At 68.7% G+C, this 21,780-nt stretch carries 18 protein-coding genes and 1 pseudogene; 5 read left to right on the top strand and 14 right to left on the bottom strand.

All coding sequences use genetic code 11. The features are described 5' to 3' along the window. Nucleotides 1-23: 23 nt before the first annotated feature. The 3 genes from ACVWYS_RS02400 to ACVWYS_RS02390 form a co-directional block, all read right to left on the bottom strand. Nucleotides 24-497, bottom strand: coding sequence for an SseB family protein (locus tag ACVWYS_RS02400; RefSeq protein WP_456509312.1), 474 nt, complete (start codon nt 495-497; stop codon nt 24-26). A 117-nt stretch (nt 498-614) separates the two neighbouring features. Then, nucleotides 615-3,353, bottom strand: coding sequence for a type I DNA topoisomerase (gene topA, locus ACVWYS_RS02395; protein ID WP_456509311.1), 2,739 nt, complete (start codon nt 3,351-3,353; stop codon nt 615-617). 171 nt (nt 3,354-3,524) lie between these two features. Beyond that, nucleotides 3,525-4,193, bottom strand: coding sequence for an ArsR/SmtB family transcription factor (locus ACVWYS_RS02390; RefSeq protein ID WP_116765295.1), 669 nt, complete (start codon nt 4,191-4,193; stop codon nt 3,525-3,527). A gap of 79 nt (nt 4,194-4,272) precedes the next feature. Between ACVWYS_RS02390 and ACVWYS_RS02385 the strand changes: the two are divergent. Further along, nucleotides 4,273-5,541, top strand: a pseudogene (locus ACVWYS_RS02385) (MFS transporter); the annotation flags it as partial. A gap of 90 nt (nt 5,542-5,631) precedes the next feature. On the opposite strand, the gene ACVWYS_RS02380 reads toward ACVWYS_RS02385, so the two are convergent. Both ACVWYS_RS02380 and ACVWYS_RS02375 read right to left on the bottom strand, forming a co-directional pair. Beyond that, on the bottom strand, nt 5,632-7,269 hold the full coding sequence (locus tag ACVWYS_RS02380; RefSeq protein ID WP_344367145.1) for a DUF7059 domain-containing protein: 1,638 nt from the start codon (nt 7,267-7,269) through the stop codon (nt 5,632-5,634). Between the two features lie 81 nt (nt 7,270-7,350). Next, a complete protein-coding gene (locus ACVWYS_RS02375) occupies nt 7,351-8,193 on the bottom strand; it encodes a MerR family transcriptional regulator (protein ID WP_456509310.1) in 843 nt (280 codons plus the stop codon). Nucleotides 8,194-8,437: 244 nt separating this feature from the next. Between ACVWYS_RS02375 and ACVWYS_RS02370 the strand changes: the two genes are divergently transcribed. Both ACVWYS_RS02370 and ACVWYS_RS02365 read left to right on the top strand, forming a co-directional pair. Beyond that, the gene (locus ACVWYS_RS02370; RefSeq protein ID WP_116765298.1) at nt 8,438-8,896 is read left to right on the top strand and encodes a hypothetical protein; all 459 of its coding nucleotides are present in this window, start codon (nt 8,438-8,440) and stop codon (nt 8,894-8,896) included. A 111-nt stretch (nt 8,897-9,007) separates the two neighbouring features. Next, nucleotides 9,008-9,553 (top strand): hypothetical protein, encoded by a 546-nt coding sequence (locus ACVWYS_RS02365; RefSeq protein ID WP_456509309.1) that lies wholly within the window; start codon nt 9,008-9,010, stop codon nt 9,551-9,553. A 134-nt stretch (nt 9,554-9,687) separates the two neighbouring features. On the opposite strand, the gene trhO is transcribed toward ACVWYS_RS02365, so the two are convergent. After that, nucleotides 9,688-10,581: an oxygen-dependent tRNA uridine(34) hydroxylase TrhO gene (gene trhO, locus ACVWYS_RS02360; protein WP_456508317.1), complete on the bottom strand. Its 894-nt coding sequence runs from the start codon at nt 10,579-10,581 to the stop codon at nt 9,688-9,690. A 117-nt stretch (nt 10,582-10,698) separates the two neighbouring features. On the opposite strand from trhO, the gene ACVWYS_RS02355 reads away from it, so the two are divergent. Together ACVWYS_RS02355 and ACVWYS_RS02350 are read left to right on the top strand one after the other, a co-directional pair. Beyond that, entirely contained in the window at nt 10,699-11,391 is a 693-nt protein-coding gene (locus ACVWYS_RS02355) for a GNAT family N-acetyltransferase (RefSeq protein WP_456509308.1), read from the top strand. Nucleotides 11,392-11,468: 77 nt separating this feature from the next. Further along, complete coding sequence (locus ACVWYS_RS02350) at nt 11,469-13,979, top strand: DEAD/DEAH box helicase (protein WP_456509307.1); 2,511 nt, start codon at nt 11,469-11,471, stop codon at nt 13,977-13,979. Between the two features lie 90 nt (nt 13,980-14,069). Here ACVWYS_RS02350 and ACVWYS_RS02345 read toward each other — a convergent pair whose 3' ends face one another. The 8 genes from ACVWYS_RS02345 to ssd all read right to left on the bottom strand — a co-directional run bounded on the left by ACVWYS_RS02345 (nt 14,070) and on the right by ssd (nt 21,654). After that, nucleotides 14,070-14,447 carry an Rv3654c family TadE-like protein gene (locus ACVWYS_RS02345; protein WP_456508315.1) on the bottom strand — a complete coding sequence of 126 codons (378 nt, stop codon included), beginning with the start codon at nt 14,445-14,447 and terminating at the stop codon, nt 14,070-14,072. 49 nt (nt 14,448-14,496) lie between these two features. Continuing rightward, nucleotides 14,497-14,865 carry a TadE family type IV pilus minor pilin gene (locus ACVWYS_RS02340; RefSeq protein ID WP_456508314.1) on the bottom strand — a complete coding sequence of 123 codons (369 nt, stop codon included), beginning with the start codon at nt 14,863-14,865 and terminating at the stop codon, nt 14,497-14,499. 86 nt (nt 14,866-14,951) lie between these two features. Then, on the bottom strand, nt 14,952-15,236 hold the full coding sequence (locus ACVWYS_RS02335) for a DUF4244 domain-containing protein (RefSeq protein ID WP_344366595.1): 285 nt from the start codon (nt 15,234-15,236) through the stop codon (nt 14,952-14,954). Between the two features lie 337 nt (nt 15,237-15,573). Then, the gene (locus ACVWYS_RS02330; RefSeq protein ID WP_456508313.1) at nt 15,574-17,127 is read right to left on the bottom strand and encodes a hypothetical protein; all 1,554 of its coding nucleotides are present in this window, start codon (nt 17,125-17,127) and stop codon (nt 15,574-15,576) included. A 508-nt stretch (nt 17,128-17,635) separates the two neighbouring features. Further along, the gene (locus ACVWYS_RS02325) at nt 17,636-18,238 is read right to left on the bottom strand and encodes a type II secretion system F family protein (protein WP_344366601.1); all 603 of its coding nucleotides are present in this window, start codon (nt 18,236-18,238) and stop codon (nt 17,636-17,638) included. Nucleotides 18,239-18,251: 13 nt separating this feature from the next. Continuing rightward, a complete protein-coding gene (locus ACVWYS_RS02320; protein WP_456508312.1) occupies nt 18,252-18,965 on the bottom strand; it encodes a type II secretion system F family protein in 714 nt (237 codons plus the stop codon). 245 nt (nt 18,966-19,210) lie between these two features. Then, the gene (locus ACVWYS_RS02315; RefSeq protein WP_456508311.1) at nt 19,211-20,548 is read right to left on the bottom strand and encodes a TadA family conjugal transfer-associated ATPase; all 1,338 of its coding nucleotides are present in this window, start codon (nt 20,546-20,548) and stop codon (nt 19,211-19,213) included. Further along, nucleotides 20,548-21,654 (bottom strand): septum site-determining protein Ssd, encoded by a 1,107-nt coding sequence (gene ssd / locus ACVWYS_RS02310; protein WP_344366608.1) that lies wholly within the window; start codon nt 21,652-21,654, stop codon nt 20,548-20,550. The genes ACVWYS_RS02315 and ssd overlap by 1 nt, the downstream gene beginning before the upstream one ends. Nucleotides 21,655-21,780: the final 126 nt, after the last annotated feature.

Below are 21,780 nucleotides of genomic sequence, written 5' to 3'. Positions count from 1 at the left end.
ATACCGCCGTCCGGGACGCTGGCTCAGGCGAGGTCCGTATCCTGCGCCGGGCGGTCCGCGGACCCGGCAGTACCGTCCGCGGACTCGTCGGAGGGCTTGAAGTCGCGGCGGATGTTGGCCACTCCCTCCGGATCGATTTCAAAGCCGTAGGCGGCCCCCGGGTTGATCACCATGCCGAGCTCGTCGCCGAGGTTGCCGATGATCGCGGCGCCCTGTGTGCCCAGCACGTTGGGAGCGGCCGCGAGATACTGCTCGGTGACGCGGCTCGGGTGCGAGAAGACGGCCAGAACCGGCTTACCCGAGGAATTCGCGAGGACCAGCGGCTCCACCTGGGAGTCGGGACCCTCGAGGGCGTCGGAGCTGACCACGTAGACCTCGTTGTTGAGGAAGGCCAGGATCACGTCCACCGGGTTGGCGTCCGGCTGCTCCCCCCGGGCAAGCTGCTCTTCGAGCTCGTTCAGCGGCTGGTTGTCCAGGTGTGCGGGCTGTTCAGTCATGGTCCTACTCGATCACGTCCGCGCCCGCTCCGCAAACGCAGAATCGCCGGAAAGCTGCGGAGTCGCCGGAAAATTCCGGCGACTCCGCAGCTTTCCGGCGAACCCGGTGTGGCTCTGCTACTTCTTGGCCGGCGTCTTCCGGGCCGGGGCCTTGCGGGCCGTCGTCGTGCGCTTGACCGGGCCCCTGGCGCGCTTCTCCGCGAGGAGTTCGACGGCCTGTTCCCGGGTGAGCTCCTCCAGCGAGGTGGAGCGCGGCACGGTGATGTTGGTGATGCCGTCGGTGATGTACGGGCCGAACCGGCCTTCCTTCACCACGATGTTCTTCTCCGAGACCGGGTCCGGGCCGAACTCGGCCAGCGGCGGCACGGCGGCACGGGCGCCGCGCTGCTTGGGCTGCGAGTAGATCTCCAGCGCCTGTTCCAGCGTGATCGTAAAGATTTCCTCCTCGGAGCCGATGGAGCGGGAGTCCGTGCCCTTCTTCAGGTACGGGCCGAACCTGCCGTTCTGCACCGTGATCGGGTTGCCCTCGGCGTCCTGGCCGAGCACGCGGGGCAGGCTCATGAGCTGCAGGGCCTCGTCCAGGCTGACCGTCTCCACGCTCATCGAGGCGAACAGGGAACCCGTACGCGGTTTGGCCTTGACGGGCTTCTTCGGCGGCTTCGGCTTGCCGTTCTTGTAGTACTCCACGGGCTGGCTGGCCAGCTGCTCCTCGGTCATTTCCGGGATGATCTCGGTGACGTAGGCGCCGTAGCGGCCGTTCTTGGCCACCACCGTGTGGCCGGTGTGCGGGTCCGTGCCGAGGACGCGCTCTTCCGGGGCGGCGGTCTCCATGAGTTCAATGGCTTTGGCGGCGGTGAGCTCGTCCGGCGCCAGGTCCTCGGGGACGTTGGCGCGGGCGGCTTCAACCACTTCGCCGGTCTTGGGATCGACCGTCGGGACGGAGCTTTCCAGGTACGGGCCGAATTTCCCGACCCGCAGCGTGATGCCCTCGGCGATCGGAATCGAGTTGATTTCGCGGGCGTCGATCTCGCCGAGGTTGTTGACGATGCTCAGCAGGCCCGGCTCAGCGTCTTCCCCGAAGTAGAAGTGCTTGAGCCAAGCGGGTCCGGCCGCCTGTCCGTTGGCGATCTTGTCCAGGTCAGCTTCCATGTCGGCCGTGAACTCGTAGTCCACGTAGTCGTGGAAGTGCTGTTCAAGCAGCCGGATCACGGAGAACGCGATCCAGCTCGGGACCAGCGCGGAACCCTGCTTCCGGACGTAGCCGCGGTCCTGGATGGTGGAGATGGTGGAGGCGTAGGTGGAAGGACGACCGATGCCCTTCTTTTCCAGCTCAGCGGTCAGCGATGCTTCCGTGTAGCGCGGGGGCGGCGAGGTCTCGTGGCCGACGGCGACGATGTCCGAGGCGGTCAGGGAGTCGTCCTTGGCCACGTTCGGCAGGCGGCGGGCTTCCTCGGAGTCGTCATCGCCGCGGCTTTCGTCCTTGCCCTCTTCATAGGCGGCCAGGAAGCCGGGGAAGGTGATGACGGTGCCGGAGGCGGAGAATTCCGCGTCGCGACCGGCGGCAGCTCCGCCCACGGTCACGGCGCCCAGGCGGATGGTGGCGGTGGAGCCCTTGGCATCAGCCATCTGCGAGGCGACGGTGCGCTTCCAGATCAGCTCGTAGAGCCGGAATTCGTCGCCGGAGAGCTGCTTGGCGACCTGGGCCGGGGTGCGGAAAGAGTCGCCCGCCGGGCGGATGGCCTCGTGGGCCTCCTGGGCGTTGGCGGCCTTGCTGGTGTAGACCCTCGGGGACTGGGGCACGTATTCCGTGCCGTACAGCTCGGCTGCCTGGCGCCGGGCGGCGGTGACGGCCTCGTCGCTCAGTGCGGACGAGTCCGTACGCATATAGGTGATGTAGCCGTTTTCGTAGAGCCGCTGGGCCACCTGCATGGTGCTCTTGGAGGAGAATCGCAGCTTGCGGCCGGCCTCCTGCTGCAGCGTCGAGGTGGTGAACGGCGCCGCCGGGCGGCGGGTATAAGGCTTGGTGTCGACAGAACGGACGCGGAAATCAGCGGTCTGCAGGCCGACCGCCAAGGCGGTGGCGAGTTCCTCGTTGAGGTGGATGACGTTGCGGGAGGTGAGTTCGCCGTTGTCATTGAAGTCGCGGCCGCTGGCCACCTTGGAGCCGTCCACGGCAGCGAGTTTCGCTTTGAAGGCTCCGGCGTCGGCACCGAACTGGCCGGTCAGGTCCCAGTAAGAGGCAGCCTTGAACGCCATGCGCTCACGCTCCCGGTCCACCACCATGCGGGTCACGACCGACTGCACCCGGCCGGCGGACAGACCGCGGGCCACCTTGCGCCACAGCACCGGTGAGATCTCGTAGCCGTAGAGGCGGTCCAGGACGCGCCGGGTTTCCTGTGCGTCCACCAGGTCCTGGTCCACGTCGCGCAGGTTGTCCATGGCGCGGTGGATGGCTTCCTTCGTGATTTCACCGAAGGTCATCCGGTAGACCGGCACCTTTGGCTTCAGGACTTCCAGCAGGTGCCACGCGATGGCCTCGCCCTCGCGGTCCCCATCGGTTGCGAGGTAGAGCGCATCGGCGTCTTTAAGCTGGGCCTTGAGTTCGGCGACCTTTTTCTTCTTGTCCGCGGACACCACGTAGTACGGCTTAAAGTCGTTTTCAATGTCGACGGCGAACTTGCCCAGCGGGGTCTTCTTCAGTTCCGCGGGGAGCTCGGAAGGCTGCGGAAGGTCGCGGATGTGACCAATGGAGGCCTCAACGATGAAGCCCTCGCCCAAGTACTTGGCGATGGTCTTGCTCTTGGCGGGAGACTCCACGATCACGAGTTTCTTGCCGGTTTTGGCCTTGCTTGGCACGGTGCTCCTACAGAAAAAGGTTGCTCGGGCAGATGCGCCCATACCCGCCTAGTTCACCATATTTTGCAGAATCGCGCGCATCCGGCCGGAAATGACGGCCCCGCGGAGGCGGGTTTCGGCCGCAAAAGAGCAGGGCGCCCGGTGGTCCTGGAGGCCGCGCCGGGCGGCGGCTCAGGCGCTGCCGGCCTCGGGTTTCGCGGCGGCCGGGCCGCGGTCGTCCGGAATCATGGACCACATGGTGGCCATGCGTTCGGCGCCGTCGGGCACATGGTCCGGATCCTCGAGTTCATAATCGCGCAGGAGGTCGAAGACGCGACGCGTCAACTCGGACCGCTGCTCCGGCGTCAGGTACAGCAGGTTACTCGCCAGCACCACCGACGACGGGCCGTCGCCGGTCTCGCCGCGCTCGCGCCGTTCATTGCGGGTCTTGGCGTACGCAAGCACCCGGCGGCGGTAGGCTTCGAGCTCGAGATCAAGGACGGCGAGCTCAGGGCTGGCCACTCCGCCGAGCGAGTGAATAGTGAAATCGGTGCCGGCAGCCTTCCAGCGCCGCTCCCGGGCGTCCCCTGCCGTGGCTGCGGGGACCACTATGCCCCACTTCTGCAGCGCCCGCAGGTGGTAGCTCATGGCGCTGGGGGTCAGGCCGGTCTGCGCCGCGAGTTCGGTGGCCGTCCGGCTCACCTGGGTGGAATACAGTTCGGAAATAACCTCCAGCCGGGCGGCGTGAGCGAGGGCCCGGATCGCCTTCGGGTCGGTGATTTCCACTTGCTTTTCCGGACGATGCCGGCGCTTGGCGGCCGGCGGAGCCGTGGACTCCGCCGTCGGGGTTTCTGCATTCACCCCTCCAGTGTATCCAGCCGCTCCAAAATATGAAAGAAATGCTTGACATCTAGTCCCGGCCGGGACTAGCTTCCTATTTATGAAACAGATATTTCATAAATCCTCTGCCCCTTCAGCGGCGGTGCAGCCCCTGTGGCGCAACCGCGATTTCCTGATCGCCAGCACCGCCAGGTTCGTTGCGACGGCGGGGATGGGCGCCGTCGTCGTGAGCGTCATGCTGCACCTGCAGAACGCGGCCGCTGCCGGGGGAACCCCTGTCGCCGGGCCCTGGCTCGTGGCTGCCTACCTCTTTTGCTCAGCGCTGCCGCTGGTCCTGCTGGCCCCGTGGGCCGGCCGGCTCGCCGACACCAGGGACTCCCGCACGCTGGCGACGGCGGCCTCCGCGGTCAGTGCCGCCGCCGTCGCCGGCATGGGCCTGGGCATGCAGTATGTGGAGAACTACCTGCCCGTGCTTTTTGCCATGACGTTCCTGCTCGACGCGGCCCAGGCCGTGGCCGGCCCCACCTGGCAGGCCCTGCTGCCCCGGCTCGTCGGCGAGGACCGCACCCCGCGGGCGATGGGGACCATGCAGGCGACCGTCATGATTGCCGGCATGGCCGGGCCGGCCGCGGGCGGCATGCTCAGCGGCTGGGGCGGCGCCGGACTCGTGTTCGCCGTGGCCAGCGGCTGCTATGTCGCCATGGGGCTGGGCGCCCTGCTAATCAGAACCCGCCGCGGCACGGCGGCCGAACGGGCCGGCCAGGCGAAGCCCGCACTGCTCGACGGGCTGCGCCTGATCCGCCGGGACAGCTTGGTCTGGGCCCTGGTCCTGGGGGCGATGTTCTTTATCGTCGTGGGCGAGGCCACGAATGTCCTTGAAGTGTTCCTGGCCCGCGGCGAACTTGGCGCCACCGAGACGCAGTATGGCCTCCTGGCCGCGGCGTTCGGCCTCGGCATGGCGGGCGGGGCCGCGATGGCCGGCAGGATCACCACGCCGGCGTTACGACTGCGCGCGCTGCTGGCCTCCATGGCCCTGGCCTCGGCGTTCCTGGGCATCACGGGGATGGTCCCCACCGTGGAGATGCTCTTTGTGGCCTACACGGGGACGGGGATGGCCTGCGGCGTCCTGAATGCCTGCTTCGGGGCGATCGCGATCCTCCGGATACCCGAACGTGGCCGGGGCCAGGCCATGGCGATCGTCGGTGGGATGACACGCGCCGTCTCGATCGCCGCCCTGGCCCTGGGCGGGCTGCTGGGCGCACTGGTGCCGGTGCGTGTCAGCTTCCTGCTCACCGGGGCCGTCGCGGTGTTGGTCACTCTTGCCCTCACCGCGTACGTCCTGCCGAGGTTCGGCCGGGAGGACGCACGCGGTATCGCGGCAGCGCCTGCCGTCACGGCCGCCGGGGCTGGAACGGCAGGCGTGAGGGCGCCAGACCCGGTTGCGGCGGCGCCTGCCGTCTCAGGCCGGCAGCAGGAAGCCGTCGCGAACCAGGTTACCGACTTCGGTCAGGAGGCCGGCGCGGAACTGCGCGCCGTCGAACCCCTCATAGCCGCCCAGCAGGGCCTCGAGGGCGCCGACGATCTGCCCGACGGACAGGTCGCCGTCGCACGCTGAAACAAAGCCGGCCAGCTCGGTGCTCAGCAGGTTGGTGCGGCGCAGCCCGGCACCCTGCCGCAGCAGGATGACGCCGGGGTGTTCCGCCCCCGGGCGCTGGTGCCGCTCCTCGGTGACGTCCTCCGCGACCAGCAGGTGGGCGGCGGCCAGATCGTGGGCGGCCAGCCAGTCGGCACGCTCGACCGCCGCGCCCAGGTGCGGCCCCACGGGCTGTTCGATGGGGTACGTGATCTCCTCGAAACGGGAAATCACCCGCCCGGCGCCGTCAGCCGGCCGGCGCAGCCAGATCATGCCGAAACCGATTCCCGCCACATTGCGCGAGGCAAAGTCATCAAGGTACGCCGCATACGAGTCCTGGTAGAGCTGGCGGTCCCGGTTTTCGGAGGCGTCCTGCAGCCAGGTCTCGGCATACTGCTCCGGCCCCACCTGCTCCCGCTGGATGAACCAGACGTCGGCGGCCGGGTCGGCCCAGCTTTGGGGCCGTTCGGACCAGGCCGCCCCCGCCTCGATCTCCCAATTGCCCAGGAGCTGGGCCGTTCCACCCGGCGCGAGAACGGAGGGCAGGGCCCGGACCAGCGAAGAAACGATCTCGTCTCCCGGCAGGCCGCCGTCGCGATAGGTGAACTGGTCCACGGGGGTCTCGCCCAGGCTGCGCGGCGTAATGACGAACGGCGGGTTGGACACCACCAGCTCGAACTCCTCCCCCGCGACGGGTTCCAGCAGGGACCCGAGCCTCAGGCTCACGCGGGCCTCAGGATCCGCCGGGTCCACGTGCAGTTCGGCGGCGTTGAGCAAGAGATTGAACCGGGTGAACGCGAGGGCGCGTTCGGAAATGTCCGTGGCGGTCACGTGCTCCGCGTGGTGGAGCAGATGGAACGTCTGGATGCCGCAGCCCGTGCCGAGGTCGAGGGCCCTGGCCACATGCCGGCGGGCCGTGACCTGGACCAGGGTGGTGGAGGCCTGCCCGATCCCCAGGACGTGGTCGTGACGGAGGACGCCTGCGCGCTGGTGGGCCGCGAGGTCGCTGGCCACCCAGAGGTCCGCCCCGCCGCTCGCCACGCCATCGTCCCCGACAGTGGGGTCCCAGCCGTACGGCCTCAGATCCACCTTCGCCCGGATCAGGTCTTCGTCGGACCGCTCCACGAGCCCGAGTTCCGTCAGCCCCTCCGTGCGGATGCCGGGCAGCGCGGCGTCGAGGGTCTCCGCACGCTGCGGCTCGGCCAGGAGACAGAGACGCACGACGGCGGCGAGCGCCGCCGTCGACGGCTCACCGGAGGCGCGCCCGGTGACGATCAGTGCGGGGATGAGCTGGTCCCGGCTGAGGGCAGAGTGTGCAGCCTCACCGAGCAGCCCGGCGACGCCATCCACGGTGTAGCCAACGGCCCGCAGGTCCCCGGCCAGGGCCTCGAGGAGGCCGGGGAGGTCGCTCCGCGGCGCCTCCGGAGTGTTGCCGGCCGTGAACGGCGATGAACGAACTGCCATGGCGGGAGTTGGCGTGGCCGGACGCGGTGCTGCGGGAGCCTGCGGGGCGGGGTTTTGGGCTGAGGACGTCACCGCACAAGTTTAGTCCCGGGGACTGGGCGGGGCCGGCGAGAGCCGGGTCTCCGCATAAAGCCGCAGGGCATCCCGGACGAAGGCCGCGCCCTCGGCACCGCCGTAGTTCGCGGCGAACCGGGGATCCGCCACGTACATCTCGCCGAGTCCCGTCACGTACCCCTTGATGTCCGGCACGGCAACTGCGGTGCCGCCTGCTGCCCTAGCGCCTGCTCCCTTGCCACCGCCTGCGGCGGGCGGCGCCGCCGGGGTGCCGGGAATGCCCCTGAGCCATTCGACGTGGCGCCGGGCCAGGTCTTGGGCCTGAACGCTGTCCGCCGTGACGCCCGACTCTGCCGCGGCCCTCCAGTCGGCGCCAAGCTGCCGGGACTGTTCCTGCCAGGCAGCCTTCTCCTCGGCCTGCATGCCGCGCCACCAGGCATCTGAGGTCGCATAGGCGTCCTGGCCCCACCGCTGCTGGACTTCGTCCCGGTACCGGGTGTGGTCGAAGCCGTCGAACATTTCCTCTGCCATGATCTGTCCTCCCGCTTGCAGTGCCTCAATGGTGTGCCGGACCGAAGCGATCTGCCGCCCCAGCCGGTCCTGTTCCTGCTGCAGCCACTCCAGATGCCGTCCCAGGGCGTATTCCGCGTCCGCCTGGCCGGCGAGTACGTCCGCGATCGCCGGCAGCCCGAGCCCCAGGTCACGCAGTAGTAGGATCCGCTGCAGACGGACCAGCGAGTCGGGGCCGTAGTACCGGTAGCCGTTGTTGCCGGTACGGCTGGGCTTGAGCAGGCCGATGTCGTCATAGTGACGCAGAGTCCGTCCGCTGGTGCCCGCCAATTTCGCGATTTGTTGGACGGACCAGTCCATATCTCCTCCTTTGCGCAGGGCCGGCTGCCCCGTCGGAAGTAGCTTGCCGACGGCGCCGGTCATCCCGGTTCGCCGTCTCCCGGAGCGCCGTCTGCCGGTGCCGCGCTTGTCGCCTGCCGGGCCGTCCCGGGCCGTCCCCACGACTCTAAACTTTGACGTTACGTCAACGTCAAGAGCCCGTGGGAGGCGCCGCTGGACGGCCGGCGCGGCCGGGGGTGAAGCTGCAAGGCGGTAAGTTGGAGGCATGGTTTTTCCCTCCTCTCACGCGCCGGCGACCCTGCTGGTAAGGCGGACGCTTACGGGCGCGGCCGCAGCCGCCGTCGTGCTGGCCGCAACGGCATGTACCCCGCCCGGTTCCATTCAGGGCGTCGATGTCCCGGCCTGGAAGGCGACCGCTCTGCCCTCGGCCCCCGGGACTGTGCTGGAGGACGCCGGCAAAATCCTGAACCGCGATCCGATCGTCCGGACCGCGTCCGGTGTGCCCGCCGGCACCTACACCCTGACCATGACCTGCGACGGCGGGGGTAAGGCGTTCTTCGCCGTCAGCCTGGCCGGCCGGCCGCTGACTGAGGCAGGAGCTGCCTGCAACGGCAGCCGCGAAACCGCCCGCATCACGGTGCCCGCCGCGGGCGAGGTGAAGCTCAGCACGTCCAGCGTGGACGCCCCGATCATCTACGCCTACCACCTGGCCGCGTCCGAGTAGGGTCCGCCCGCAACCCGGTCACGGCGGCCGGCTCGGCACCTTCTGGGAAAACCGCCCGCCGCGGACCTTCGACCTCTGGTGTTTGCATCGGGGCGACCTTAATCTCAGGGTATGCCAACTGTGCCGGCCCGCAGGCTGCCGCGACGGCGCACCCCGGCCGCCGCCGCGGTGATGTCAATTGCGGTGTTCCTCGGGGCGGTCTTGTCCGGCTGCGAGTACGAATACAGCGCCGACCATTGGGACGATGGCTCGCCCACTGTTTCCGCCGCGCCGACCACCGACGCCGCCCTGCCGCAGGATCCCCATCGCAACGAGCCGGTGTCCGGTGAAGAGCTGGAGCAGTGGGTCGACGACGCGCTTCCCGACGCCGCGGGGCAGGTGTTTCACACCAGCTACGGCTCCGTGGCGGCCGGCGCGGTGCACACAGAAACAACAACGCAACTGCCCGCCGGCACCTATTCCCTGACGCTGGCGTGCCGCAGCACGGCCCGGGTGTCTTTCACCGTCCGCAATGGGGATGAGTCGCTGGTAGACCTGAGCCTGCGCTGCGGAACATCACGAGTGAACGTCGTCTCGCTGCCCGTGGACGCGGTGCTCTCCGTCCAGGTGACCGGGCGGGCCGCGGCAAACTTCGCCTACCGCGTGAGCCGGATCTGAGACAACCCTCGCAATGGGGGCCGCGCCTCTTGCGTGAGCAACGCCTATTGCGTGAGCAACACCTAGTGGGCGGGGCCGCGCCTGCAGAGGGCTTCGGGGCCCCGGACCGGCTGGGATAGTTCAGCCTCAGCCGATCAGGCGGCGCAGCCCTCGGGGCATCGGAGGGTTTCAGGGCTCGCTGCGCACCCGGCACAGTAAAGCGTGAGGGTCCGGCAGCTCGGATTGGAGCAGTTCTCGAACTTGCTCGTGGGCGCCGAGCAGCGGACGCACTGGCCGATTGTCTTGGCGTCCTCGCTGAACTCCAGGTGCATGCGCTTGTCGAACACGTACAGGGATCCCTCCCACAGGCCGTGGTCCTTGAAGGTCTCTCCGTACCGGACAATGCCGCCGTCGAGCTGGTAGACCTCCTTGAACCCGCGGTTCACCATGAGGCTCGACAGCACCTCGCAGCGGATGCCGCCCGTGCAGTAGGTGACAACCGGCTTGTCCTTGAGGGCATCGTATTTGCCCGAGTCGAGTTCTTTGATGAAGTCGTGGGTGGTAGCGACGTCGGGGACCACCGCATCCTTGAACTTTCCGATCTGGGCCTCGAAGCCGTTGCGTCCGTCGAAGAACACGACCTCGTCGCCCTGTTCCTTCTTGGCTTCAATGAGTTCGTGGAGTTCCTCGGGTTTGAGGTGCGTCCCGCCGCCCACCACGCCGTCGGCGTCGACTTTCAGCTCGCCCGGGGCGCCGAAGGAGACGATTTCATCCCGCACCTTGACGCTGAGGCGCGGGAAGTCTGCCGCGCCTCCGTCGGACCACTTCACGTCGATCCCGTGGAATCCCTTGTACTCCCGCGTGGTCTTGACGTATTGCTTCACGGCGTTCAGCTCCCCGCCGACCGTGGCGTTGATGCCGTCCTTGGAGATGATGATGCGGCCGGTGAGGCCGAGTTTTTCGCATAGCGCGCGCTGCCACAGCCGGACGGCGTCCGGGTCAGCGAGGGGGGTAAATCCGTAAAAGAGCACAATCCTGTTCAAAGCCACACTTTTAAGGGTACTGGCTGGGACGGGAGGCCGGGAGACAGTCACAATTCCATAAGCGAGCACACTTCCCGGACCCGGCCCCTGTTGCTTGTGGCACGGCTGGAATACGCTCATCACATGAGTCTTGACGCCATGGTTGAAGACACCACTCATCTGCTTGAAATCTGGGTTGCCGGATGGGCAGGTTGTCGCGGATATGAGACGCGCAGGGAGGGACGGTTCCCTGCGGCCTTGCGCGCGGACACCACCGGTCAATGGGAATATTTTGCCTTCGACCCGTCCGATTCGGAGTTTGCGGAGCTGGCGGCGAGGACGGCTGAAGTGCCGGCCCGAGTCCTCACGATCCTCACCAATGACGTGGCCCGGTACACGTTCCTCGGCCAGGAAAACGGCCTCCATGTCACCTCGGCTTCCCAGACCATGATGATCGTGGACATGGAGACTCAGGACTCGGAGGACCCCTGGCTTTCCGACGACGACCTCAAGCTGGAGACGTCCCGGACGGACGGCGTGCACCACGCTGTGGTCCGCGCAGGCGAAGAGACCGCCGCGAGCGGGCGCGTATTTGTGGTGGGACACACCGCCATCTTCGACAAGATCGTGACGGCGCCGGCGTACCAGCGGCGGGGACTGGGCAGCTTCATCATGAAGGCCCTGGCGGCCCAGGCCTTCGAGCACGACGTCGACTCCGGGCTGCTGCTCGCGTCTCTGGACGGCCAGAAGCTCTATTCGCACCTCGGCTGGCGCATGGTCTGCCACGTTCTGATGCTGTCGACCTCGGACGAAGGCGCTGACCTCTCCGTCGGCTGAGGCCCTGCGCGTGCCGGGCGCTGCGCGACCCGGGCTGCCTTCTCCGGCGATTTGAGGCCGGATGAAAGAATGTGTGAGTGAACCCGCATGAGTCCCTGATTCCGCTGCTGGGCCGAGGTCCGGACCCGGAACAGCTGCGTCATGTGCGAACGATCCCCGCCCGCCAGGCCGTCAATGCGCCGTGGCCGGGCTGGGCCCACCCGGATCTCGTGACAGCCTACGGTTCCCTGGGCATCCACGAGCCCTACCGCCACCAGGTGCAGGCCGCCGAGTTGGCCCACGCCGGAGAACACGTGGTCATTGCCACCGGCACGGCGTCCGGCAAGTCCCTGGCGTACCAGCTGCCGGCCTTGGACGCCATCCACCGTTCCGAACTCAGGGTCCTGGCCGATCCCGGAAAGATCCACGACGACGGCGCCGTCACCCTCTATCTGTCCCCCACCAAGGCCCTCGCAGCGGACCAGCTGGCCGCGATCCGCGCGCTGAAACTCCCCACCGTCCGGGCCGAAACCTACGACGGCGACACCGATCCCGCGTCCCGGCGCTGGATCCGGGACCATGCGAACTTCATCCTCGCCAATCCTGACATGCTGCACTTCGGCATCCTCCCGAACCATGCCTGGTGGGCCCGGTTCTTCCGGCGCCTCCGCTATGTGATCGTGGACGAGGCCCACAGCTACCGCGGAGTGTTCGGCTCCCATGTCGCCAACCTCATGCGCCGGCTGCGCCGGATCTGTGCCTACTACAGCCCGGGCGGCTCACACCCGGGCCCCGTGTTCATCGCGGCGTCGGCCACGGCGTCAGAGCCCGGAACGTCCTTCGGCAGGCTCATCGGCGCACCGGTCCGTGCCGTTTCCGAAGACAGCTCGCCCCACGGATCCACGACCGTAGCTTTCTGGGAGCCTGCCCTGACCGAAGTGCGGGGCGAGAACGGCGCCAAGGAGCGACGTACCGCCGTCGCCGAGACCGCCGATCTGCTGGCCAATCTCGTGTCCTCCCGGACCCGGACCATTGCCTTCATCAAATCCAGGCGCGGAGCCGAGACGATTTCCTCCATTGCCAAACGCCTGCTCGATGAAGTGGACCCCAGCCTGCCGCAGCGTGTGGCCGCCTACCGCTCGGGCTACCTGCCGGAGGAGCGGCGGGCGCTGGAAAAGTCGTTGCGCTCGGGTGAGCTGCTGGGCGTCTCGAGCACGTCTGCGCTGGAGCTGGGCATCGACATTTCCGGTCTCGACGCCGTCCTGGTGGCCGGATGGCCAGGCACCCGCGCGTCCTTGTTCCAGCAGATCGGCCGGGCGGGCAGGGCCGGCCAGGACGCGATCGCGGCCTTCGTAGCCAGCGACGACCCGCTGGATACCTATCTGGTGAACCACCCCGAGGCGATTTTCGACGTCTCGGTGGAAGCCACGGTCTTCGATCCCTCCAATCCCTATGTGCTGGGCCCGCATCTCTGCGCCGCCGCCGCGGAACTTCCGCTGGGGTTCGCCGAACTTGACCTTTTCGGGGCCACCTCGGAGAAGCTGCTGGAGCGCCTGGTGGCGCAGGGCTACCTGCGCAAACGGCCGGCCGGCTGGTTTTGGACCCACCCGCAGAGTGCTGCGGCTATGGTGAACCTGCGCGCCGACGGCGGGGGTCCGGTGAGCATCGTGGATGCCGACACCGGGTCCCTGCTCGGCACCATGGATTCGCCCCAGACCCACTACCAGGCCCACACCGGCGCCGTCTACGTCCACCAGGGCGACAGCTACGTCGTGGAGGACCTCAATGAGGGCGATCACTGCGTGATGGTGCGCCGGGCGAACCCCGACTACTACACCACCGCCCGCGACGTGACCCAGATCGAGGTCCTCGAAACCGAACGCACCACCCGGTGGGGCGACGTGGCCGTACATTTCGGCGAGGTCAAGGTGACGACCCAGGTGGTCTCCTTCCAGCGCAAGGCACTGATTTCAAATGAAATCCTCGGGGAAGAACCACTGGAACTGGGGGCCAGAGACCTGTTTACCAAGGCGGTCTGGTTCGTTGTGGACAACCGCTCGCTGACCGGCGCGGGACTGATCGAGGCGCAGTTCCCCGGAGCACTGCATGCCGCCGAGCACGCAGCCATCGGTCTCCTGCCGCTCGTGGCCTCCAGCGACCGCTGGGACATCGGCGGGGTGTCCACCGCCATCCACGCCGACACCGGGGTGCCTACCATCTTCGTCTACGACGGCCATCCCGGCGGGGCTGGCTTCGCCGAACGCGGATACGACAAGGCCCGGGTGTGGCTGACCGCCACGCGGGACGCCATCAAGGCCTGCGAATGCGAGTCCGGTTGCCCATCTTGTGTCCAGTCACCCAAGTGCGGCAACAAGAACAACCCTCTCGACAAGGACGCCGCCGTCACCCTGATTGACGTGCTGCTGAAAGACGCCAGCGAGCTGATGAACGCCGACAGCACTGGGACGGTGGCGGCTGGCACGGCTGCTGCTGGCACGGCCGTTGCGGGCGCCGGCGCGGCGGGTGCGGCCACGGCCGCTGCCGGTACGGCGGCCGGTACAGCGGCCGGTACGGAAAAAGATTCCGCCCAACCGCTCCGCGCCGGATAGCGCGTTTGGCGCGGCCCTGGCAGGGCGTGCCAGCGGGTGAATCCCGGTTGTTTCGAAGCGCCGCGCGTCCTGCCGCGGGCAAAGCAGCCCTCACGGTGAGGGCCCGTTCCGGGGCGCCGGGGGTGGACCGGCCCTGGCCAGACCTCTGGCAGCGCCGAGGAACGGCCCGACGTTGATCTCGGTGCTGACCTGGACTGACGTGTCCGCGCCCTTCGAGCAGGCGAGCACAATGGCATTGTTCTTCCGTGCGACCTCCCGGGCGACGGCGCACGGCTCACCGGATGTGATTCCTCGGGCGGCGTCCGCTGCCGCCAGGGCTGCGAGGTCGGCAGCCGCCGCAGCCCTGGCCGCCGCGACGGCTGACTGAGCCAGAAGCAGCAGCAAGACTGCCGCCATGATCACGACCAGCCCGAGTCCCAAGGCCAGGACCGTCCCTGATCCCCGCTCCCGCGGCCGCCAGCGGTACACGTCATGGCCTGGGGACGGAGTCCGGCGCCATGGCCCGCTGGCCCCGGCACTAACCGGCGACATCATGTGCCCGTCCCGAGCGGGAGGCCCCATCCACCCGGGACAGTTGTGCCGCGCCGGGGGTTTCCGGACGCGCCCAGGCACTGGCGCTCAGGGTCCACGGAATGAGGGAACCGACAGCCCCGGGGACACGGCCGGACACCGTGACCCTGAGCCATTCGCCGTCGAGGGCCACGGTCGACGCTGCGGTTTCGCCGGCAAGCTGGCGGACAATCCCTCCGACTTCGCCGGCTGCGGCTCCTCTGGCCAGCGCACGGGCACCACCCCGGGCCGCTTCCTCGACGCGAAGTTGCATCACCCCGGCTGCCGAACCCGCGAGCAGCATGGCAAGCAGAAAGACGACCGACGGCAGCGCCACGGCGAACTCCGCTGTGACCGCCCCGAGGCAGTCCGGGGTTCGCGGCGACCCCCGCCGCCCGCTCCCGCCCGCGCGCCAGACCCACGTCATGGCAGCGTAAGCGCCGTGCGGATGAGGTTCAGGAGGAACCCCCGGACCTCATCACTGCGCATGATGAACACGAGAACGCCGGCAAACCCTACGGCGGCGAGTGTTGCGATGGCGTATTCGGCTGTTGCCATTCCTGCCTGCGCCGAGAGCGGCCTCCTGCGTCCGTTCGGCTGAACGGGAACAACCAAGCTGGCGCCGGGATAGATTTCGTACACCTCGGCAACCCCATCTTCCCCGCTGTCTATGCGTTTCGCAGCGGGAGTGTCCTGATTGACTGACATCTGCTTTCCTTCCACGGGACACCGGCAGGATCGCCGGCTGATTCGACTCTCCCGGCTTGGGCACGGCGCGGTAAGCCACGAAGTCCGCTAAGTGGAAAACATGCCCGCAGCCGGCGCCGCGGCGGCCTGTGGAGGAGAACTCACGGGCTGTTCCACGCCGCCGGACGGACGGCACGACAGCGCCCCGCTCATGCCTTGGCCCGACGAGGTACCCGCCTGACCCGACTAACGGCCACTCCTGACCGGGCGCAAAACTGAACCCGAGATGCTGCGGTCCATACTGCGACTACAGCTTCTCGGGTTCAGTTCGGTGCGCTGGAACCTCAATCACGCGCTTCTAGGGGAGGAAGTACCCCGCGAGGTCGGCGATGAGCTGGGAGGATCCGGAGGACCGGTTGAACAGCGCCACCTTTCCATCCGAGCCGAGCGCCACCGAGACCAGGTTCGGTACCGTCTGTCCGGTCGAGAAGTTCAGGTTGGACGCGTTGGGCCGTGCTGAACCGTTCGGGTAGGCGGTGATGAAGCCGAAGGACTTGGGCGAGGTGACGGTGAGGTTGAACACTGCTGCCAGGGCACCGGTGGGGACCCCGTTGGCGCCGGCGACCTGAACCGACACCGCGGAATCCGCGGCCACCGGCTTGGTATTGCGGGTGTCAAGGATCCGGGTCGGTCCGACGGCCTTGAAGGCGCCGGTCGCGGTCGGTGTGCCGGGCAGGTAGTAGCCAGCGACGTCGGCGATCAGCTGGGACGTGCCCGAGGAACTGTTGAACAGCGTCACCTTGCCGTCGGACCCGACCGGGACCGTGACCAGGTTCGGGACCGTCTGACCGGCGGAAAAGTTCAGGTTGGACGCATTGGGCCGGGCCGCACCGGACGCGTACGCGGTCACGAAGCCCAGGGACTTCGCCTGGGTCACCGTCAGGTTGAACACCACGGCCGCGACCGAGGCGGGGATTCCGTTGGCTCCCGCGACCTGGAACGACACCGCGGAATTCGCGCCGACTGCCGAGGAGTTCCGGGTGTCCAGGAGCCGGGCCGGCGAGAGGCTCTTGAAGGAACCGCCCGTCGCCGGCGTTCCGGTGACGTAATAGCCCGTCACGTCAGCGATCAGCTGGGAGGACCCGGAGGAACTGTTGAACAGGGCGACCTTGCCGTCGGCCCCGACCGGGACGGTCACCAGATTCGGTACCGTCTGGCCGGCAGAGAAGTTCAGGTTGGACGCGTTCGGACGGGCGGCGCCCGAGGCGTAGGCCGTGATGAAGCCGACGGACCGGGGCTGGGTCACCGTCAGGTTGAACACCACCGCCGAAACCTTCGCCGGGATCCCGTTGACCCCCGCGACCTGGAACGACACCGCGGAATTCGCCCGGACCGGTGAGCTGTTCCGCGTATCAAGGACACGCGTGGGAGCGGTGGGGTTGAAGGTTCCGGGAAGCTGGCCACCGGCCTTGCCGGCTTTGATCACGACGTCGTCAATGTAGCTGTCGCCCGCCTGCCGTCGGTGCTCTGCGCCGAGCTGCATCTGGGTGACCGCGGTGAAGGCCGTGGCGACCTGCTTGCTGGAATAGAGGAGCTGGCCGTCAAACCACACCTCGATGGTGGAGGAGGCGCCGTTGGGGATTACGTGCATGACCAGGTGGTGCCACGTTCCGAGCGGGACGTTCACTTTCATCGCGGTGTAGCCGAGCGTGCCGTCGGGCGCCGCTACGCGCAGCCACAGGGGGCCGGCGCCGCCGTTGGAGCGGTAGACGTCCACGAACCGGGTGGTTCCGTTGAAGAACCGGAACATGGGGACGTTGTTGCCCGCGACGCCTTCCTTGGTGACGTTGAACCATCCGTCGGCGTAGACCTCATTGGTGCCCGCAGGAAGCGGTGCGGAAAAATTGGCCAAGGAACCAGCATCCGTGGTCACGTGAACATGGGCTGAGCAGCGGCCCGAGTGTTGTTCAGCCGAGGAGACGTCGGCCGTGCCTGTCCCGGCCGTGACGGGGGCGTTGAAGCCCGAAGCCGTGATGCTCCCCGACTCGAAGTTGGTCGCAATCACCGTTGTGCCCGGGTATTGGTTGGTCGGTTGAGGCGCCCCCGGCTGACAAGTCGGCGTTGCGGCGGACGCCGGACCGGCCCCCACCGCCGAACCCGCCATCACCAATAGGCTCAGCGCTGCAATCACGCCCGCCCTCTGCAATCGAATCATTGATCTGCCCCCCTGCGTGGCTTCCACTCGATACGAAATCCCAGAAACCCTGAGGATTCGAGGCGCCACAGAAGCGCTGTGAGTAGCCGACGCACGAGACCGCTCATACTCCGACGGTGCCTGCCCCCAAGGTATCCCCCAGCAACTTGAATAAACCTTGGACCAGCGGCGATGCGGCATCGGGGGCGCCGCCCGCCCGCCGGCATCAGGCCGGGACCAGCCCCAGGAGCACGGGCACGACGCCGAGGCAGACAAATGCCGGCAGGGAGCACAAGCCCAGAGGCACGACCAGCTTCACGCCTAGCGCCGCGGCACGCTGCTCGGCAGCCCGGTTCCGTTCGCGGCGAAGCCGGGCCGCTTGGGCATAGAGGAGGGCCGAGGACGGGGCGCCCGTGAGGGCGGCGAACGTGAGGGTGTCGCGCAGGGCAAGAAGTTCGCACGCCTGGCCACCTGAACTGTGCCATGCCGTGTCCCAGTCCGCGCCAATGGCAAGGGCTGACACCACCGGCCGAAGCTGCCGCCCGAGTTCCTGCGGCACCAGGGCGGCGATGAGTTCCAGGGACCGGCCCAGTCCGGCTCCCGCATCCAGCATGGCGCCGATGAGTTCCAGCATCATGGCGGTGTCCCGCAGACCCGGATAGCCGGGCTGGCGGCCGGCCGGGGTCCCCCGACGCAGTCCGGACCCGTCCGCCGGGGCCAGGATTTGGCGGTGGAGTCTTCGGCGGACGCGGCCGGAGTCTCCGCGGACCATAATGGCTGCACCGGCAAGGCCGGCGGCCACCACAACTCCGGCGAGTCCGGGACTCACGGCGGCGGTGGAGTCACGAGTGCGCTCCCGCCGCGGCCCGCACGAGCTTCGAAGACCACACCCGGCCGGCGGCGGTCAGGACCACGCCTGCGGCCAACGCCAAGAGGCCCCACGGATTTCCGAGGAGCGTAGCCATCGGGTCCACTCCCAGCAGCAAGCCGAGCCCCAAACCCGATACCGGCAGCCAGGTCAGCAAGCGGATGGTTGCCCGGGGCCCCGCCAAAGCCGTCTGCCGGGCACCTTCGGCGTCGTCCTCCGCCTCAAGGTGCGCGGCAAAGCGCGCCAGGACGTCTGCCAGCGGGCAACCGCTGGCCTCCGCGGTGTCGAAGCATGCGGCGAGCTCGCCCCACACCCGGGCGTCGCGCCCGGCACGGACGCTCACGGCGCCGCCAAAGGCGGCTCCAGCGCCGCTACCCCCGCCGGCCGGCCCGCCGGATACCGTGCGGCGGATCGCCACGGCCACGGAGGACCCGCCCAGGGCGGCCGCACGTGCGGCCGCGAGGACTCTGAGCGACTCCGGGTCAAGCACCGGCCCGGACGTGACTTGGGCACCGTCGCGGCCCGCGCCGCGGACCCAAGCACGGACCGAAGCGTCGACAGTTCTGTTGACCGCGGCCCCTTGCTCCGCAGCCTCCGCGCCGTACAGCACCCACAGTTCATCCCACAGCCGGGCGGGGGTGCGTCCGCCCTTCAGCAGCGCGGCCAGCTGCTGAACCACAACTGTCATAGGCACGGCCCCCACCCCCGCGGACCCTTCAGCCAACACGCGGCCGAGACCTGGGACGGCCCTCCGGCCACGACTGCGCACACCTGTTGACCGGCCCGGGCTCCGAGTGCTGGATGGCTGCTCGCGGGGCAGGAAACTCCGCGGACCGGCGCCGTGCAGGGCATTGCGGGTGCGGCGGCCTGCCACACGCGGGGAGGGAAAGGCCAGCCACAGGGCCAAGATCAGGACGATGATCAGGAGCGCCGTCATCGCGGGGTCCATGACTGCGGGTGTTCGGCTCCTGAACCCGGCGGGCGTGCTTCGGGCGCCGGGCGGGCCCCGGTGTTGGTTCCATCGGCTACTGCTGGATCCAGGCCGAGCCGGTCCGCCAGCCGCGGCCAGGCCGGGCCGAACCGGGCCCGGTCCCTCAGTACTTCCAGTGCAGCGGTGACAGCCAGCCCGGATTCCTGTGCTTCCATGATTCCGATGCTCGCGACCTGGCGCCCGGTCCCGCTCCGCTCGACATGCACGACGGCGTCGATGGCACTCGCCACCTGCAAGCGCACGGCATCCTGGCCCATGCCGGCGAGCGCGCCGAGCGCCGCCAGCCGGGCAGGCACGGCCGCCGCAGCGTTCGCGTGAATCGTCCCGCCGCCTCCCGTATGACCGGTATTCATGGCCGACAGCAACTCCCGGACCTCCGCACCGCGGCATTCACCCACCACCAGCCGGTCCGGCCGCATCCTCAGGGCCTGACGAACTAGTTCGCCCAGGTCCACGGCACCCCCGCCTTCCAGGTTTCCGTGCCGGGATTCCAGCGTGACGGCGTGCGGGTGCACCGGATTAAGTTCCGCGGCGTCCTCAATGAGGACGAGACGTTCTCCGGGGCCGCACAACCCCAGCAGCGTCGCCAGCAGCGTGGTTTTCCCCGAGCCGGTGGCGCCGCTAATGAGGAAGCTCAGCCTGCACCCCACCATGCGTTCGAGTACGGACTGGACCAGCCCGCCGCATGCCCCGCTCCCGAACATGCCCTTGCGACCCAGCTCGGCCATCGTAAAGACCGAAGTCCGGCGGATTCGCACGCTCAAGAGGGTCCCGGCCGGGGAAATCGGCGGCAACACCGCATGCACCCGGTAGCCGCCGTCGAGCCTGACATCGACGCACGGCGAACCGTCGTCCAGGCGGCGGCCGCCGGCTGCCACCAGCCTCGCCGCGAGCGCCCGGACCTGCGGTTCCCCGGAAAAAAGGACGGGCGCCTTTTCCAGGCCGTTGCCGCGGTCCAGCCAGACCGAGTCCGGTCCGTTCACGAAGATGTCCGTCACAGCAGGATCCCGGGTCAGCGGATGCAGGGGACCCAAGCCGCTCAGCTCCGCGCTGATACTTTCCACAGCTGCAAGGGCGCCGGCCGTGCCAAGCAGCCGTCCGCTCGCCTGGAGGGCCGCTGCGACCCGGGAGGGGGTTACCGGGGCGGAATCGGTCATGACTGACTCGCGCACGGATTCCAGCAACGCCGGGTCCAGAAATCCCTGCGAGCGGCGGCGGCCCGGCGCCCGCCGGGTAAGCCGTTCCGGTTCGGCGGGGTCCGCGGCCGAATGGGCGCTCATCAGACGTCACCCCGGTCCAGGTCAAGGAGCCCTGCGGTGAGACGGCGGACAGAGCGCTGACGGCCGGCTTCGAGGAGTCGGCCGAGTTCCGTGGCCGCCGCCAGACCCTTGATTTCCGGCATGACCCCGTGGAGGGGAAGCCCCACGGACTCGGCAATCAGTGGCGCATCCAAGGCAGCGCCCGGACTGGCCCGGACCACTAGCGTCGTATCTACCGGTGGAAGCTCCTGCGCCAACCGGGCCGTGGCGACGGCCGCCCGCAGCCGGGCCGGCGCCACGACCACGATCCGGTCGCATTCCCAGGCGAAGGATCGCAAAGCCTCCCGTCCCCGGCCGATGTCCAGCACGACCAGCTCGCTGCCCCGCCGGGCGGCGTCGAGAACCACGGCCACCGAGGTCGCGTCCACGCCGGCTGCACCGTCCCGGGTGCCCGGCCACGACAGGAAGGAGAATCCCCCGACCTTCGGGAGCGCATCGTCGAGCTGGGCGGGATCGATACTGCCGCTCGCCCCGGCCAGGTCCGGCCAGCGGAGCCCGGGAGCGTCCTCGGCGGCCAACGCCAGTTCCAGTCCGCCGCCCCAGGGGTCGCCATCGATCAGCACCACGCGCGCCCCGAGCCCGGCGGCGGCCTGCGCGACCCAGATGGCGGCGGTCGTGGCCCCTGCACCGCCGCAGCCGCCCGTCACGCCTACAACGAGTCCGCCGGCTTCCGGCGCGCGGGACCGGCTCAGGTATTCGGCCAGCCAGGCGGCGGCATCCGGCAGCACGGCGACGCGTTCGGCCCCGATGGCGGCGGCCAGTTGCCACAGTCCGTCGCCGTCATCCTTGACTCCGACGAGCACCGCCGGCGCCCTCCTTCGAAGTGGCAACTCCCTGATGTCGCTGCCAACCAGTACGGCGCCCGCGGCGTCCCAGAAGGGCGCGGCATCGGCCACGTCCCGGACTGTCCGCAGGTGGCCCCCGGCAGCGGCGACGATGCGCTCCACCTCGCCGCGCAGAACATCGGCGCCGGTGACGAGCAGAGTCTCCGCGGACTCCCCGGGAATCCACGGCCCCCCGTCCTGCGGGGGCGGCGAGTCCGGGCCGGGTGGCTGGTGCCTGTTCATGCTGCCACTGTGCCTGTCCGGGAAGCGCAGCGTAACCGCCGTCGTCGGCTATGTGGACAAACCGGGCCCGGCCTCTGCAGCCCCGCCAGGCAGTGCGCACCGAGCACGCTCCGGAGCAGGGCAGAA

The sequence above is a fragment of the Arthrobacter sp. TE12231 genome, assembly GCF_054062895.1.
The sequence above is the reverse complement of the archived record's forward strand: the minus strand, read 5'-3'. Positions and strand labels throughout refer to the sequence as shown.

Excerpts from the sequence above, each read along its gene's own strand:
- ACVWYS_RS02400 (WP_456509312.1), bottom strand. The coding sequence starts at position 497 with ATGACTGAACAGCCCGCACACCTGGACAACCAGCCGCTGAACGAGCTC.
- ACVWYS_RS02380 (WP_344367145.1), bottom strand. The coding sequence starts at position 7,269 with ATGGCAGTTCGTTCATCGCCGTTCACGGCCGGCAACACTCCGGAGGCG.
- ACVWYS_RS02375 (WP_456509310.1), bottom strand. The coding sequence starts at position 8,193 with ATGGACTGGTCCGTCCAACAAATCGCGAAATTGGCGGGCACCAGCGGA.
- ACVWYS_RS02370 (WP_116765298.1), top strand. The coding sequence starts at position 8,438 with ATGGTTTTTCCCTCCTCTCACGCGCCGGCGACCCTGCTGGTAAGGCGG.
- ACVWYS_RS02365 (WP_456509309.1), top strand. The coding sequence starts at position 9,008 with ATGCCAACTGTGCCGGCCCGCAGGCTGCCGCGACGGCGCACCCCGGCC.
- ACVWYS_RS02355 (WP_456509308.1), top strand. The coding sequence starts at position 10,699 with ATGAGTCTTGACGCCATGGTTGAAGACACCACTCATCTGCTTGAAATC.
- ACVWYS_RS02335 (WP_344366595.1), bottom strand. The coding sequence starts at position 15,236 with ATGTCAGTCAATCAGGACACTCCCGCTGCGAAACGCATAGACAGCGGG.
- ACVWYS_RS02320 (WP_456508312.1), bottom strand. The coding sequence starts at position 18,965 with ATGACAGTTGTGGTTCAGCAGCTGGCCGCGCTGCTGAAGGGCGGACGC.
- ACVWYS_RS02315 (WP_456508311.1), bottom strand. The coding sequence starts at position 20,548 with ATGAGCGCCCATTCGGCCGCGGACCCCGCCGAACCGGAACGGCTTACC.
- ssd (WP_344366608.1), bottom strand. The coding sequence starts at position 21,654 with ATGAACAGGCACCAGCCACCCGGCCCGGACTCGCCGCCCCCGCAGGAC.